This is a genomic window from Pedobacter sp. GR22-10 (genome assembly GCF_026239715.1).
GTDB lineage: Bacteria > Bacteroidota > Bacteroidia > Sphingobacteriales > Sphingobacteriaceae > Pedobacter.
Genome location: NZ_JAPIVR010000001.1, coordinates 587,733 through 602,752, shown reverse-complemented (window position 1 = coordinate 602,752; position 15,020 = coordinate 587,733). Strand labels below are relative to the sequence as shown.

The 15,020-nt window shown below is 39.1% G+C and carries 13 protein-coding genes; 9 read left to right on the top strand and 4 right to left on the bottom strand.

Annotation, left to right across the window (positions count from 1 at the left end; all coding sequences use genetic code 11):
• Positions 1–441: 441 nt before the first annotated feature.
• A complete protein-coding gene (locus tag OQX64_RS02455) occupies positions 442–3,177 on the top strand; it encodes a PAS domain-containing protein (protein WP_265817433.1) in 2,736 nt (911 codons plus the stop codon).
• A 42-nt stretch (positions 3,178–3,219) separates the two neighbouring features.
• A complete protein-coding gene (locus OQX64_RS02450; RefSeq protein WP_265817432.1) occupies positions 3,220–3,606 on the top strand; it encodes a response regulator transcription factor in 387 nt (128 codons plus the stop codon).
• A gap of 189 nt (positions 3,607–3,795) precedes the next feature.
• Here OQX64_RS02450 and OQX64_RS02445 read toward each other — a convergent pair whose 3' ends face one another.
• A complete protein-coding gene (locus OQX64_RS02445; RefSeq protein ID WP_265817431.1) occupies positions 3,796–5,601 on the bottom strand; it encodes a glycoside hydrolase family 13 protein in 1,806 nt (601 codons plus the stop codon).
• A 916-nt stretch (positions 5,602–6,517) separates the two neighbouring features.
• Here OQX64_RS02445 and OQX64_RS02440 point away from each other — a divergent pair.
• The 5 genes from OQX64_RS02440 (at position 6,518) to OQX64_RS02420 (ending at position 9,356) form a co-directional block, all read left to right on the top strand.
• A complete protein-coding gene (locus tag OQX64_RS02440) occupies positions 6,518–6,835 on the top strand; it encodes a hypothetical protein (protein ID WP_265817430.1) in 318 nt (105 codons plus the stop codon).
• Positions 6,836–6,896: 61 nt separating this feature from the next.
• Positions 6,897–7,460 carry a hypothetical protein gene (locus OQX64_RS02435; protein WP_265817429.1) on the top strand — a complete coding sequence of 188 codons (564 nt, stop codon included), beginning with the start codon at positions 6,897–6,899 and terminating at the stop codon, positions 7,458–7,460.
• Positions 7,445–8,224, top strand: coding sequence for a sensor histidine kinase (locus tag OQX64_RS02430; RefSeq protein WP_265817427.1), 780 nt, complete (start codon positions 7,445–7,447; stop codon positions 8,222–8,224). Before OQX64_RS02435 ends, OQX64_RS02430 begins: the two co-directional genes overlap by 16 nt.
• Complete coding sequence (locus OQX64_RS02425) at positions 8,199–8,858, top strand: response regulator transcription factor (protein ID WP_265817426.1); 660 nt, start codon at positions 8,199–8,201, stop codon at positions 8,856–8,858. Before OQX64_RS02430 ends, OQX64_RS02425 begins: the two co-directional genes overlap by 26 nt.
• A gap of 111 nt (positions 8,859–8,969) precedes the next feature.
• On the top strand, positions 8,970–9,356 hold the full coding sequence (locus OQX64_RS02420) for a hypothetical protein (RefSeq protein WP_265817425.1): 387 nt from the start codon (positions 8,970–8,972) through the stop codon (positions 9,354–9,356).
• Positions 9,357–10,283: 927 nt separating this feature from the next.
• On the opposite strand, the gene OQX64_RS02415 is transcribed toward OQX64_RS02420, so the two are convergent.
• Positions 10,284–11,075: a hypothetical protein gene (locus OQX64_RS02415; RefSeq protein WP_265817424.1), complete on the bottom strand. Its 792-nt coding sequence runs from the start codon at positions 11,073–11,075 to the stop codon at positions 10,284–10,286.
• 285 nt (positions 11,076–11,360) lie between these two features.
• On the opposite strand from OQX64_RS02415, the gene OQX64_RS02410 reads away from it, so the two are divergent.
• Together OQX64_RS02410 and OQX64_RS02405 are read left to right on the top strand one after the other, a co-directional pair.
• The gene (locus OQX64_RS02410; RefSeq protein WP_265817423.1) at positions 11,361–11,585 is read left to right on the top strand and encodes a hypothetical protein; all 225 of its coding nucleotides are present in this window, start codon (positions 11,361–11,363) and stop codon (positions 11,583–11,585) included.
• A gap of 268 nt (positions 11,586–11,853) precedes the next feature.
• On the top strand, positions 11,854–12,378 hold the full coding sequence (locus OQX64_RS02405; RefSeq protein WP_265817422.1) for an STM3941 family protein: 525 nt from the start codon (positions 11,854–11,856) through the stop codon (positions 12,376–12,378).
• A gap of 356 nt (positions 12,379–12,734) precedes the next feature.
• Here the strand turns inward: OQX64_RS02405 and OQX64_RS02400 are convergent, their stop codons facing one another.
• Together OQX64_RS02400 and OQX64_RS02395 are read right to left on the bottom strand one after the other, a co-directional pair.
• The gene (locus OQX64_RS02400) at positions 12,735–13,391 is read right to left on the bottom strand and encodes a sensor histidine kinase (RefSeq protein WP_265817421.1); all 657 of its coding nucleotides are present in this window, start codon (positions 13,389–13,391) and stop codon (positions 12,735–12,737) included.
• A 19-nt stretch (positions 13,392–13,410) separates the two neighbouring features.
• Positions 13,411–14,709 carry a PAS domain S-box protein gene (locus OQX64_RS02395; RefSeq protein WP_265817420.1) on the bottom strand — a complete coding sequence of 433 codons (1,299 nt, stop codon included), beginning with the start codon at positions 14,707–14,709 and terminating at the stop codon, positions 13,411–13,413.
• Between the last annotated feature and the right edge of the window lie 311 nt (positions 14,710–15,020).

Below are 15,020 nucleotides of genomic sequence, written 5' to 3'. Positions count from 1 at the left end.
CTTTTAATATAATTCACGAAATATTAATCACTATTACTATTAACGTTAAGTATATACATAAGGACTTAATTCCCAAAAAACGGTGGATTTTTGATAGCGCCAGAAATTTTTATTATTTATTATCAACTCAGAAAAAGAACATGAGCCATTCGCGAGCTGTTGCTGATCAAATAGGAATTGAAACAGGTAAATTAAGTTAGAGAAAACGAAAAATTCAACAATGATCAATAATGACCATTCTGATTTCGACCTAATCCAGATCAATAGTATCTATAATTATCAAACTGTGTCGGTAGATAATTAAATCCTCCAAGACATAAGAAATATTTCCTCAACTATATTCTTATGTGTTGTGAACTATTGAAAAAATTGATCGCTCCCTTGCATCTAAGTTATCCTGCCATTGATTACATTTGATCTCACTTTGCTTATTTCTTTTTGATGACCCATCATCTTTCTGCCCTATCCAATGATGCACTTATTAAAATATTTTTACAATCCAGCGAACCTATTGCTATTTATACCAGTTCTGAGCTAGAAATTGGAATGGTCAATCAATCCATGCTTTCAATATGGGGTAAGGAAGAAACAGTCATCGGAAAAACGTTTGAACAAGCCATTCCAGAGATGAAAGGTCAACCATTCACTTCCATTTTGAAGCAGGTATGGCAATCCGGTGAGCGATATCAGGCTACCGACACAGCGGCCACCCTGGAAGTTGATGGACAACTCGTTACCTCCTATTTTGATTTTATCTATCAGCCCATAAAGGATGAAAACAGTGCGGTATATTGCATATTGCATACAGCGCTGGAGGTAAGCAAGCGTGTTGATGCATGGAAATTGGTAAAAGAAAAAGAGGATAATGAGCAACTCATCAATGAAGAACTTAGTAGAGTCAATGAAGAGTACCAGGCAACCAACGAAGAATTGCTGGAAACCAATGAAATCCTGCAGCAGACCCATAACCATTTGCGCTTCACAGAGCACCGCATGCAGGAGCTTATCCGGACCACGCCCATTGGGCTAACCATTCTCCAGGGAAGTAATATGATTATTGAGACTGCCAATCCCTATATATTGAATATCTGGGGAACTGGCGAGCAGACTGTGATCGGCTCGGCGCTACTGGATGTTTTTCCAACATTGAAAAACCAGCAGTTTTCAAATCAGCTTGACCAGATCTTTACCTCAGCAGAGAAAATTTCGCTTAAAGAGATCATTCACACTTCAGGCAATATAACTGAATCCGAAAAACGTTATCTCAACGTCGATTTTTATCCGCTCCTTAATCGGCAAGGTAAAGTGGATGCGATAATGGCTACCATTTTGGACGTAACGCAGCACGTTGAAAGCAGGTGGGCACTAAAAGAAAGTGAGCAGCTGTTAAAGGAATACAATGAGGAACTAAGCGTACTGAACGAGGAACTGCAAACCACCAATGAAGAACTTGCTGTAGTAAACGAGGAATATACATCTACAAATGAACAGCTTGAGAAATTCAATGAAATCAACAAGAATCTGACCCATCAACTGGCAATAAAAAATATTGATCTGGAAAAATCAAATTCTGCTTTCCAAAGTCTAAACCTGGAATTGAATGATTATAACAGTGGTTTAGAACAGCGAAATACCGATCTGGTAGTACTCAATAATGAAATTTCTGACCTTAACACCAAATTAAGCGATAGTGAGGATGGTTTTCGCAGCCTTATTGCCCAGGCGCCAATAGCCATGATGCTGGTAAAAGGAGATGATTTTTTAGTTGCTATGGCCAATGGCCCCATGCTGGAACTTGTCGGCAGGGATGAATCCATTATTGGAAAGCCTTTATTTGAGCAGATCCCTGAATTGATTGGACAACCGGCAGCACTTAAATTGATTGAAACCTATCAACATGGCAGGGAATGCGCAGAATCTTCTACACGCGTGACTTTGCGAAGAAATGGAAAACTTGAGGAAGGTTATTTTAATTTCAATTATGCGCCTTATATTGAGGGTGGCCAAGTCGCCGGAGTAATAGATATGGCGCTGGAAGTTACCGAACAGGTGCTCACCATCCGAGAACGCGAACAAAGACTGGCTGAAAAAACGATACTAGAAGAAACCCTTCGCAGCAGTGAGCAGCGACTTCAGGGCATCCTGGAAACTATGGCTGAGGGTGTAGGCATAATAGATACCACCGGACAACTGGTTTACGCCAACCCTATGGCCCAGCAGATCCTCGGCCTGTCCCATAGCGAGATCAAGGATCGCACCTACGACGACCCAAAATGGCAAAATCTGCGCCTGGACGGAAGTGACCTTCCTCAAGAAGAGCATCCGATGTCAATCATGATGAGAACCGGAAAGCCAGTTTTTGATCATGAAATCGGAGTACAGCCACCAGAACGTGAGTGTTTTTATATTTCTATAAATGCCGCACCGATATTTAATATAGACGGTGAGCTTACTGGCGGAATAGGCACCTTTATGGATGTCACCACCAGAAGGATGATGAGCCAGGGCAAAGATGATTTCATCAGCATAGCCAGCCATGAGCTTAAAACCCCGGTTACTTCTTTAAAGGCATCGCTTCAGCTATTGGAAAGATCAAATGGACATTTATCAGATGAGCGGCGTGAGAAACTGATAAGGCAGTCTATCAGGAGCCTTGAGTCGCTCTCAAAACTCATCAATGATTTATTAGACACCAGTAGGATGGAAAAAGGGCAGGCGCGACTTGAAAAAAAGATATTTGCCCTCCCCGATCTGCTTGAACACTGCCAGGTGCACTTGGAGCCAGCCACCAGCCAGAAACTTGTTTTCATCTGTGAGAAAGCCATCAGCATTTATGCAGATGAACAGCAGATTGGACAGGTATTAATCAATTTCATTACAAATGCAGTCAAATATGCCCCCCAATCACCGGAAATCATTATTGAGGCTATAACTGTTGGTAATCAAGAAATAAAGGTGACTGTTAGTGACTTCGGACCGGGTATTCCAAAGGAAAAGCTTTCGCATTTGTTTGAACGCTACTACAGAACAGATTATAGCGGACAGCAGTTCTCCGGACTTGGACTTGGCCTTTACATCAGTGCAGAAATTATAAAAAGCCATGGCGGAAAGATTGGCGCAAATAGTGAAATAGGAAAAGGTAGTGAGTTCTGGTTTACACTTCCTTCTGAATCCTAACGGAACTTTCATACAATCAGCATGATTATATGAAAACTAATTTTGAAAGTTAGTGTTCATGAAGATAATATGAGAAGAATTTTTTTATTGGAGGACGATCAGGGCATACGTGAGGTGTTAGAAATTCTTCTTGCTTTGGAAGATTACGAAGTTCAATCCTTTGCAAGCATTGCTGAATTCATGAGCAGGGACTTAAATATTCGTCCTGATCTTTATCTTTTTGATGTGAATCTCCCCGATGGTTCTGGGATAGATGTATGCCGTAGTTTACGCCAGGATAACCAAGATGAAGAAATTCCCGTGGTTATAATGAGTGCTCATGCACACATTGGTGACTTGGAAGGAATATGCGAACCCCAAGATTTTATCAGTAAGCCTTTTGATATTAATTTTCTTCTTTCCAGAATTGAGGCTGCTATCCTTCAATAACAGATTTTATCACTATTAAATTATAATATAAAATATATGTGATTAAAATAAATCAACTGAAACTCAATGATCTTTTAATTTAAGTTAAAAGTGTTTATTAACTTCAGGTCTAAAAATGAAAGGCTCTGCAAAAAAGCTTACACTCCCCTACAGAGTTCAATTTGAACATCTTTACTTATCCTGAAAGATTTATTTATAAAGCACCACCAAATCCATAGGCGCAATAGTTACGGATTTAAGCCCTTTTTTTGAAAAAACTTCCTTATACCTGCTTTCCTCAAATATGGTATTTTTATATTGTATAGGCTTATCTGATCGGTTAACGAGCACCAGTACTTCCTCACTATTGTATTTACAGCTAAAAACGTAGAACCTTTGCAGATCATTTTTTTCAATCGTAGCATAGTCTCCAAGTTGCAAGGATTTATACTTTTTACGCAAGCTCATAAACTTTTGGTACCAGTCAAATAGCACCTTATTGAATTCAACGTGGTCAGCCTCATGCCTGGTCTGGTCCGGATTATGGGTCTCAGGATCGTATTTTTTGCCTTCCCAAATCATGGGCTTGCGGCAGTCAGGATCATTGCCGCCCCAAATTCCTGCCTCATCTCCATAAAAAATCATAGGTGAGCCTAAATATAGCATCTGAAAAGCAGCAATGAGTTTTTGCGTCTGTATCTGACTGGCAGTGGGCTTGCGCGCGTTATAATTCTTGTTATTGCTCTTCTGGCTCCAGCTGAAATAATTTCCCCAATCGCCAAATTTCAAGCCGTCAGGATTTGCAACCGCACTTGCCAGGCGGGTAGCGTCATGGCTGTTCATCAGATTCTGCATATTTAGCGCAACATCATTTCCAAACGCCTCACGCAGTTCTCTCAAACGGGCATCGAACGCAGTTACCGAAGACCCGGTTTTCTCCTGGATAAAAAAATCGTGCATAATAAAAGCAAAATTGTAGTTCATGGTCGCATCAAACTCATCACCCTGTAGGTAGGGCCTTGTTTGATCGATAGGATACACCAACTCTGCCGTCATGTAAGCGGTTGGGTTGATGCTGCGTACCCATTTTCTCCAGTCTTTCCAAAAGGGATGCCCCACATCATATGCCACATCTAGGCGCCATCCATCAATTCCGTCTTTAATGCCCTTATCCATAGGGTTCATCCAGCGTTCAGTGGCATTAAAAATATATTGTTTTGGGCCAGCCACGATACCATGATCATCTTCCTTAAACTCTGGCAATGTCTTAACGCCAAACCATCCGTTATAATCAAAAGTGGTACCCTTGGCGGCATCGTTCCAGCTCTTCACAGAAAACCAACCAGCGTATGGCGAAGCCTGCTGGTTATTTTCCACATCACGGAAGGCAAAACTTTTTACGCCCATGTGGTTAAAAACACCATCAAAAATGATGCGCATATTGCGGGCATGAACCTCTTTAATCAGCCTCAAGGCTAAAAGATCGGCCTTTGTCCATACCCAGGTTTTTACATCGAGTGGATTTTCCTTTTCCATTAAGGCTATATCGCCTTTAGGGTCGGGCCCAAAGGTGGGATCAACGTGGTGGTAACACAGCGCGTCATATTTATGAGAGGATGGAGACCAAAAAACAGGCGTCATGTAAATCGCGTCAACTCCTAAAGACTTGATGTAATCCAGTTTATCAATAACGCCTTTCAAATCCCCGCCATAACGGCGACGTTGCAGGTTGTAGTAAATATCCTTACCATTTCGCTGCTCGTAAGGCTGCAATTCATACCAGTCGCTCGTCCAGGGGTGAATTTGAAAAGGGGATGTGGTATCAAATGGGTAAGCCCCGTCCTGGTCTTCAGCCTTGGGGTCATTTGTAGGATCGCCATTATTGAACCGTTCCGGAAAAATCTGGTACCACACAATCCCCTTGCTCCATTCGGGCGTGAAACGCTTCTGGGCCGAAGAAGTGAGCGAGATTAATAATAGTCCCCCCAGAAAGGATGATCTGAGTATATGCTTCATAAATTATTGGTATATTAAATAATTCACCTGACCGAAGGTAAATTCATCTAAAACGCAATAATAAGGAAAAACAATTGAACAAATAATCATACGCAAATGATGGTCTTTTGGTGACCTATCAAGTTAGCTACCTGCAACCCAGGTTTAAAAATGAAATTTGCTTTACGCGAACTCATTAGCTGTCATGAAGAGCGCCTTTTTCGCAAACTGGCACTGTCTGCCGAGCTAGATAGCTCACTGAGCCTCGGGCCGGATTAAAAATGTGTTCCATTTTAACGCACGCACAGCGTGGTGTATTCCCAAAAAGCAACTTGCTTATCATATATATAATAGGACATTACATATTAATCGAAAGAGGGAACGATCATAACCATGGAGATCATCACAACAACACGGATGTTTACATCAAAATATTCATGATCGTAGACACAATCATTTAAAAGCCCTTCGCAGCAGTGCGTGATAAAAAAGCGTGCTAACAAAGAAGAAGTAGATTGATACAAAAACAATAACTGGTTCTTTCCGCTTGATTTTTAATATTGCTGCTTTTGCACAGATATTCGATATATCTAATAACCCATAGATTACATTAATAAAAACACGGTTTACTGAATTAAAAGCTAATTTACAGCAATTATACTCTGGCAAATTTTACGGATGTATCCACTTCGATAATATGACTATAAGTCATTTAAAAGGGCTATCAATTTTTAGAACAGTCTATTGCTGTCCACGTAATTTCTGATAATGACTTTAAAAGACTGACTGATTTTTCTTACTCATATATCCAAAAATCTGATGATTGAAAATCATAATTACTTATCAAATATTTTACAAAAAAAAGTTTAAATTCTTTTGTAATTTCTACAACTTAGCAAAATATATCTGACAAAGGTGGTCTATTATATAGTAATTTATGAAGTTAGATAATAATACAGGAGAAGTTATCACGTTAGATGAAGCGATAAAATTCACTACCTCGTTTCAAGATAGAAACCCCAGGCAGTTGAAGGCGCATTTTGCAGGCGCAGAAAAAATAAAAATCATTCTACAACAGGAAAATTGTATAGGAATCAGAATATATAATGGATTTGATCCTGATAGGAATGAAGCTAATCTTATTTTGGTTGGTGTAGATAAAGACGGTGAAGACCTAACAAGTGGTGTATTAGTAGAACGCTTAGCTGCTTGCCCTTCTGAGTGCCCTGTAAATAGCAAATTGATAAAACGATAAATTGTATCAAATTTTATTTTACATAACTTTATTTATTGGAGTCATCCCCTTAATTATCATATTGGTTGAAAAAAAAACTTTTTTATCAGCCTCAAAGGGTATTGCTCCATTCCTATATCTCACAGCTTTTGCATCTTTGTATGAATTTGTAGGAACTGTAATGTTGCAAATTAATACCAGTTATTGGTTTCAGATTTATACTTTATTAGAGTTTGCTGCGATCTATTTTTATTATTTTCAATTGCTGGGTAAACACTATAAAAATAGTTTTATAGTATCCGTAATAGTGTGGATTATCTTTTATGGTATTTCTTTTTTATTCTGGGATAAAGATCATAAAGCCCTATCTCTAGCCGTAAACAGCTTTTCAATTTCGCTTTTCGTTTTCTTCTTTTCCTTTTGCTATTTTAAAGATTTGCTCGATGCTACTGATACAGTTTTATGGAAAAAGCCATCATTCTTTTATAACGTTGGTTTCTCGATTTACTATGCCAGCACATTATTGCTTTTCCTCTGTACTTCTCATTTCTTCAAAAACGGTGATTATTACTATTGGTTAGTAAACATCATTGCTACGCTTATTCTAAGATTACTATTAATTGTTGGAATATGGAAAACGAAATAGGCTTAAAATTATTCTTTTGGTTGGGAACAGTGATATTGTTTGCTTCTGTATTGAGTGTGGTAATTATTGTTCTGCTCCATCGCAATAAATTATTCAGGATGAAGAAGGAAGAATCTGAAAAATTACTGAAGATCTCTTTAGCTTCTGAGAAACGGGAACGTAAAAGGATAGCCTCTGATCTTCATGATGGGATTAGTGGTGATTTAAATGCCGTACAGAATTACATTACAATTTTACAGCAGCACAAAAATAATGGCGATACAGCACCATTATTAAAAGAAATAGGAACTATAGTTACCAACACGCTCGAAAATATTCAGGGCATCAGTTACAATTTAATGCCTTCCATGCTAGAGACGCAGGGCTTAATAGCAACCTTAGAGAGTTATTTTTACAGAATTCGAAAATGGAATCATCTCTCCGTTTCTGAATATTATAACATGTCATCAATCGAAATACCAGCAGCCGATTCTTATGAGCTATATCGGATCATTCAAGAGTTGGTTACCAATGTAACCAAACACGGAAATGCAGATCATATATCGCTCTCTATTAATCGAATTAGCGAATCTGTTTTGATTGAACTGACCGACAATGGAAAGCGTTACGATTTTTTCGAGAACTTAAAGAACCCATCAGGTATGGGGTTGAAAAATATCACATCCAGGGTTGCGCAGATCAAAGCCAAACTCAAACAAATACCCGGTGAAACGGGAAATACAATTCAAATTTATTATTATGATACGGATCGCCATAGCAGATGACCATATTTTATTTAGAAAAAGCCTCCATTTATTGATCGGCACTTTTACAGATATGACCGTTGTCTTAGAGGCAGGCAATGGACTAGAACTTATACAAAAACTTGAGACTACTACAGCGGATATCCTTATGCTTGATTTACAGATGCCTGTAATGGATGGATTTGAAACCTCGAGTAAAATAAAGAAGCTATATCCTGACATTAAGATCTTAATTCTTACCCTTATGGATGAGATTGAAAGCATAAGAAAATGCATTACAATGGGTGTAAATGGATATTTCACCAAGAATACTGCTCCGGCAGAACTTGAAAATGCAATTTGGAAACTACAAGACAGCGGCTTTTATTTCGAAAAAAATCTAAGCACTGTCATTAATGAAATCCGGAGTAACAAAAATCTTAAATTTGAACAAAACAAAGAAATTATATTCACAATCAGAGAGCAGGAAATATTAGCACTAACTGCTATGGGAATAAAAGCTAAAGAAATTGCAGAAAAACTCTTCATAAGTACAAAAACCGTTAATGCGCATAAGCAAAATATACAACAAAAGTATGGTTTCGAAACTATGCTCTCTGCTATATTATATGGTATTAGCAACGGGATAATTGAGTTGGATAAACTTGAAAAATAGTTAAAACTCCTATAGCTTGTCATTGTAAGTTACGCTAGTTTTATGAAATAGTTGTGTAGCTACAAATACTATGAAAAACAATAATTATCTCAAATCTTTAATTTTAATAACATGGCACTCTATCCATTCACTCCAGAGGGAGTACAAGCGAAACAAAAAGAATTGTATGCGCTTGACGGCAAAGAATTAACCAATCAGGCGGTCGTTATTTCACGAGATGCAAGAGCTTGGGTACTCAACAATTTCAAACTTACTGATGAACAGGCAGCATATTACAAATCAATCCCTGATGATTTTAATTACTTACTTGGATGGCAACTGGCATCTAATGTAATCGGTAAACAGCCAATTAAATTAGAACCAGTTCCAGCGGACACTTCAAAAGCTAGCAATAGCAAAAAGAAAACTTCTGTTTCTATAAGTGGTAATACAAATTATAACCCACAGACAGGGACTATTACCTATGGTGCAACAGCAACTTTAGGATTCACCTGGTAGAAAACAATTAAAGCCGGATTAATATCCGGCTTTTTGCATTGCCCTAATTTTCGTTATAATCTGATACAGATTAAAGCCTTTTAATTAAAAATAACTTAAAACTATAAGAGCAAGAAATAAGGAACATAAAAAATCATAACATCGAAAGGCAACAACAAATTATTTTTCTAATTCATCTCTCTTACGCAAAAGAAAAAATTTGAGGTTTAATGACACCCGATTCTGATTTCAGAATTTATTATTGAACAAAATGTCAATAGGTATTAGAAAAATTAACGACATCGTTGGTAACATCTCTATTACTTTTTAGCCAAGATTTCTTCAAAAAAAATAATCAACAAAAAAGTAGACATAAGTCCCTTTTTAATTGAGTTCTGAAATTAATTATTAAGCAATTACAATCATCAATCTCTCATCATTAATTAAATTTAAAAACCGCCCAAAAAATCATTGAAATTGTTATCACACTAGTAAATAAAACTGATGCTAATTTATTAAAATTATGCTTTAAGAACACATAAGCACACCCTAAATAAAAGTAGGCAAGTAGTAACATTAGAGATTCCTTAATTTAATTATCCATGATACCCATTAACAATTGCCTCTGCTTCCATGCTTATTTTGAAAAGTTAAGCTTTGATCAACTTTGCTACTTGCAGATGCAGAGGAATACGCAGAAAAAAGTCATATGTTCTTTCTATCCTAACGTTCAATTGTGACCGATTTGATTTTTAATTTGTTTAATTGTGCATTCATTTCAGCCACATTCTACTATCTAAATGACTTCATTCCAACACCCAAATAACTATTTTTCTAATAACATCTATTTTTATGCCCTTTAATGTTTCTAAAGAGCATAAACAGATTAGCGTATCGAGCGTTTTACATACGTCAGGTAAAAACGATAGAAGGTCTATTCCCCATCGATCACATACTGTCAATTGAACGTTTTCGGCTTTTCAGACCACTACCGATGATAAATAAAGCCAGCACGGTCATCACCGCATAACAGGCATATACCATGTACCGCCCTTCAGGATTATCCTGGTTAGAAACAGAAATGGCAAATAATGCCCATATGCCCACGGCTCCAAATTCACGCAGATTCCTGGTATATACCATGATCATATTGACTACCCCCGCTACACAGATCATTACAATTGCCCAGCAGACTTTAGAGATGCCCCAGCCCTCCCATCCTATCTTGGTCAGGTAAGCGGAGATATTGGCTATAAAAGCCACCGTAACCCATCCCGAATACAATGCAAACGGCCAGTATACAAACAGATAGTCCTTCAGCGGATGACTGTCAAGTTCCATCCGGGTATTGATTATAATCTTGACCAGGCAAAAAAGAAGAACACCCATGATCACAACAGAGAGACCAATATAATCATATAACCAGGCCACCACCCAGCAAGAATTCACTATAGAGGAAAGCACGAACCACCAACCGATTTTCAGCAGCACAGCAGACCTGCCGGGATGCTTTTTGCCCATAAGCCCGGTGTACAAAACAAAACCCAATAGACCGAGATAAATAACGCCCCAAATGGAAAATGCAAAGCCAGCAGGCGTAAAATAATTGACATACCGGTCAGAAATTGTTTTCATGCTATTACCATTGAGCAGCCCCGCATTCGACAGGTAGCTCATGGCGACCATTAAGACAAAAGCAAAACCATTAGCAAAGAGCAGATTTTTTCTGGCGTTTTTCATAGAAGGATCAATATCGCATTTGAGGGAATCAAGGTAATGCTTTATCAGCAAAGTGCAATGAGATCTATTTAAAAATGCTCGCTATTTTTTTTTAGAAATCCCAATCTGATCTAAAAACATGGATAAATTTAGACTGCCGCTAATTGACTAGCGCACTAGATATAAGGATGATAAGGAATAAAACTTATAAAAAAAAGACAATGAAGAGATAAATATAAAACCATTGTTCAAAAAGCTGCGCAAACAAAACATCAGTTTTATAGTTTAAATGCTAAAAATCAAAACATGTCAGAGCACAAAACAGCGACCGATATTCAAAAATTCATCGAAAAGTTCGAACCTTCGAAATTCAAAATGCTATCTCGCGGCATTGAAGTACGCGGGATCAAAGACCTGAACAAAAGCATCAATTTCGCAAAGGAAGTGATCGCGAAATTAAAACTTAAACTTGTCATATCACACAGCGCAGAAATGGCAATGTACGGCAGCTTTGAGGTGATCTATCAATAGCATCCACATCCTAAAGTTATTCAAAGCAGTGGCACCGTTCCAGAAAAAAGTTTAGGCAATGCCTGTTAAGAAAGACTCATAAAACCGGTCTAAAGCGACTTGCAGAACTTTTGCCACCCATATAATCGCTTTGCTCCAAATGATCAGCATGGGATGATAACGGACTAAAATGAAAAACCGATACAGTTGTTAAAGCGCCTGTTACTGTCAATGATCGAGTCCAAAAACTTATTAAAAACAGAAAATAACCCCATCACAATAGCCATAAATGGAATTTTATAAAAACAAAAAAAAATCTGCACAACTTATCTTCATCTGTTCAGCCATTCTGCTTGCGCTGACAGCAGTATTTTTGTACAGCATCGGATTATTCACCGGTACCATTGCCACTAAGCTGGCCGGGGTATCCGCTGTTTTAGGCCTCCTTCTGCTCATTGTCATCATCAGAATGCTGATTTCGCTGAACCGTTCAGCTCCAATGCTAGTCCTAAGCCAGGAAGGGATAAGCTCAGCGGTCACTGCAGTGAGCAAGGCTGCAGGCCTGATATACTGGAAAGATATCCAGCACATTTCCCTTACCAAAGTTGGATGGGACACACTTGTGGAACTCACTGTAAGCAGACCTGAACACTATATGCCCGTTATTAAGAAAAAACTTTCCGCTATGGCAGTCAGCGGCATAGAGGATTCAGCCGGGAAGCTGCAAATTTTTCTGACCGCATCAGAGCTGGACATGGACGCAAACAAATTGTTTGAGACCATTCAAGACTACCGAAAAAATAAGTCAATATGATCAGGCCGAAGTCTGATATCCTTACTGATGTTTCCTCACAGCAGGATAGAAAAGTCAATTAATTTATCAAACCTTTACGATACTGATGTGTTATTCACATCATTCCGGAGTGGTTACCGGGATACATGAGTTTGGTTGGTTGATAAGGGATGAGGTAATCCCTTTCTTTTTATCCCCCTACCTATTTGCAATAACAGCATAACTTCCAAATGGGAAAAACCTGCGGCGCAAGTAAAGAAAAAGGACTTGAGCATATAAACATAAAGTTAAAAAGACCTGCAACAGCGAGCGTTGCAGGTCTTTTTGATAGGAGACAGGCGCTGCCTGTTGAGGGCAGAATTTAATTTTAACTCAGGCTAAGAAGGAAGTTCAATAATAAAGGTAGCACCTGAACCTTCGCTACTTTCAATTCTGATCTTTCCTTTGTGAAGTTCAATGATTTCTCTGCACAGGTAAAGTCCAATTCCAAAACCGGCGATCGATCCCATCGTCGGACTTTTTATCCGGTAATAGCGCTCAAAGATCTGTTCCTGGTCCTGCTCACCGATGCCCATCCCGTTGTCCTTTACCCTAATCGAGATTGTTCCCTTCGCACTTATTGAATAGGAGATATTGATGTCGCTACCAATTGGTGAATATTTCACCGCATTGCTGATCAGGTTATGAATGACCTGTGAAATCTTTTCCCTGTCGGCATAAAGGTTGATGCTTTCGGCCTGTTCAAAGACAACCCTGTGCGTATGTACAGTGGAATGAATTTCATCCTCGAGTTCTGAAAATAGTGATTTAAGATCAAAAGCAGATTGATCCAATAGCATTTTACCAGAATCCAGCCGGGAAATATTGAGAAAGCCATCTATCATGGAAGTCATATTGCGTACCTGCCTGAGCGATTTTTCAAGCATGTCCTCCAACTTCTGATCTCCAGAAAGCCTGGCGTTTCGTAGCATAAACTGCAGATAAGCATTTTGCGAAGTAATAGGTGTTTTAAGTTCGTGACTAACCATCGCCATAAAGTCATCTTTCCGCTGCTCATCCTTTTTTTTGCTCGGTGATATCCCGTAGGGTTCCGTTTAAACTTGTCAAATTCTCCTGCCTGTCACGAAATACCTTACCACGGGCTTGTACAAGTCTTCCGTTTGGATCCCTAGGGTGATGGATACGGTATTCAATAAAATAATTTCTGTCAGAGGTATCGCTTAATGACTCACTAATGGCTTCTTCTACCCTAGTCCTATCTTCATCCAAAATACTGGAAAGTGCAATTTTTAAATTAATGGTGTCGGCTTCGGGAAGTCCAAACCATGACTTCAATAATGCATTACCAGAGAAAAGATTTGTTTTGGGCTCATAAAAAAATGTCGCAAGGTCTCCTGCCTCTACAGCCATCAAAAGCATCTGTTGATTTTTCTCATTTGCACGCCTGTCAACTACCTGCAGTGTAATTTCTTCCAAAATAACCAATACCCCGCTGACCAATCCATCAGAAGATAATACGGGTTGATAAATCGAATTGACAATGGCCTTACGCAGGCCATTTTTGTCCTTTAAGTAAACTGAAAATTCGTTATTTGTTCGCTGCTGACCCGTGTTAAATACTTCGTGAAGCCATTTGTTAATGGGCTGACCGATCAGTTCCGGTCGGGCAACCTCATGTGGAAGTCCCTGAACTTCTTTAAGCTCATGCCCCCAGATCTTTAAAATCGCGGGATTAGCGATTTCTATGATATGTTCTGGTCCTTGCAACATGGCGATGCCTACCGGGGCCTGTTCAATGATTGTCCTGATATGCTCACGGCTTTCCCCAAGGAGCTTCAGAGAACTGTTTAACTCATCGTTAGTCGAGCTCAGTTCTTCCATAGTCGCCGCCATCTCCTCCACCATTGATTGTTCTTTTTCTTCCTTTCGCTGTATCCGTTCCAGATATTCCCGTCGTGAACTTACCTTACGTGCGGTATTCAGGATACACCAGGTTTGGCCATCATTGTCCAAAAGCGCCTTATATTCATAGTCATAATATTCAGTGGTCGTTTTTCCGTTTTTGATCACATGAACTGGTGCATCACTTACCGAATAAGTCTGACCTGAACGCCATACCTGCTGGAGCAGGCCGAGAAATGGTTGCCCCTCCAACTCCGGAAGCGCCTGCAACAGCGGCTTTCCGATCACGGTAGGGTTCTTACCCCAGACCTCCAACATTCCCTCGTTTGCGAAACGGATGATCATGCTTTCATCTGTATATATGGCCGTTGCCTCTGGAGAGCATCCAAGTGCCTGGATGATTAACGCTCCACTAAAATCCTCCCGGGATGATTGTTTCTCGATATTCATGGAAGACCAAAGATATGAAAATTGCACCAATGGAGAAGATATGCTGACGCTATGCCACACGCCTGATCATGGGATCTTGTCCGTCAATAGACCAAGGCAGCAAGGAACCGGTCTTGGGCTTTATGTAGCCTCACAGATCGGAAAAGCACATGGAGGAACTTTAAATGTAAGTTCGACTGTGCAGGAAAGGGTAGTTTATTATTTTCAATTTTCATCGTTTAAAATTAATCAAGCTATAACCAGAGTTGTTTTGTGTAATCCTAAATAGCAGAATTGAAAAAAGGATTCCCAGTTTTTCAAGAATCCTTTTC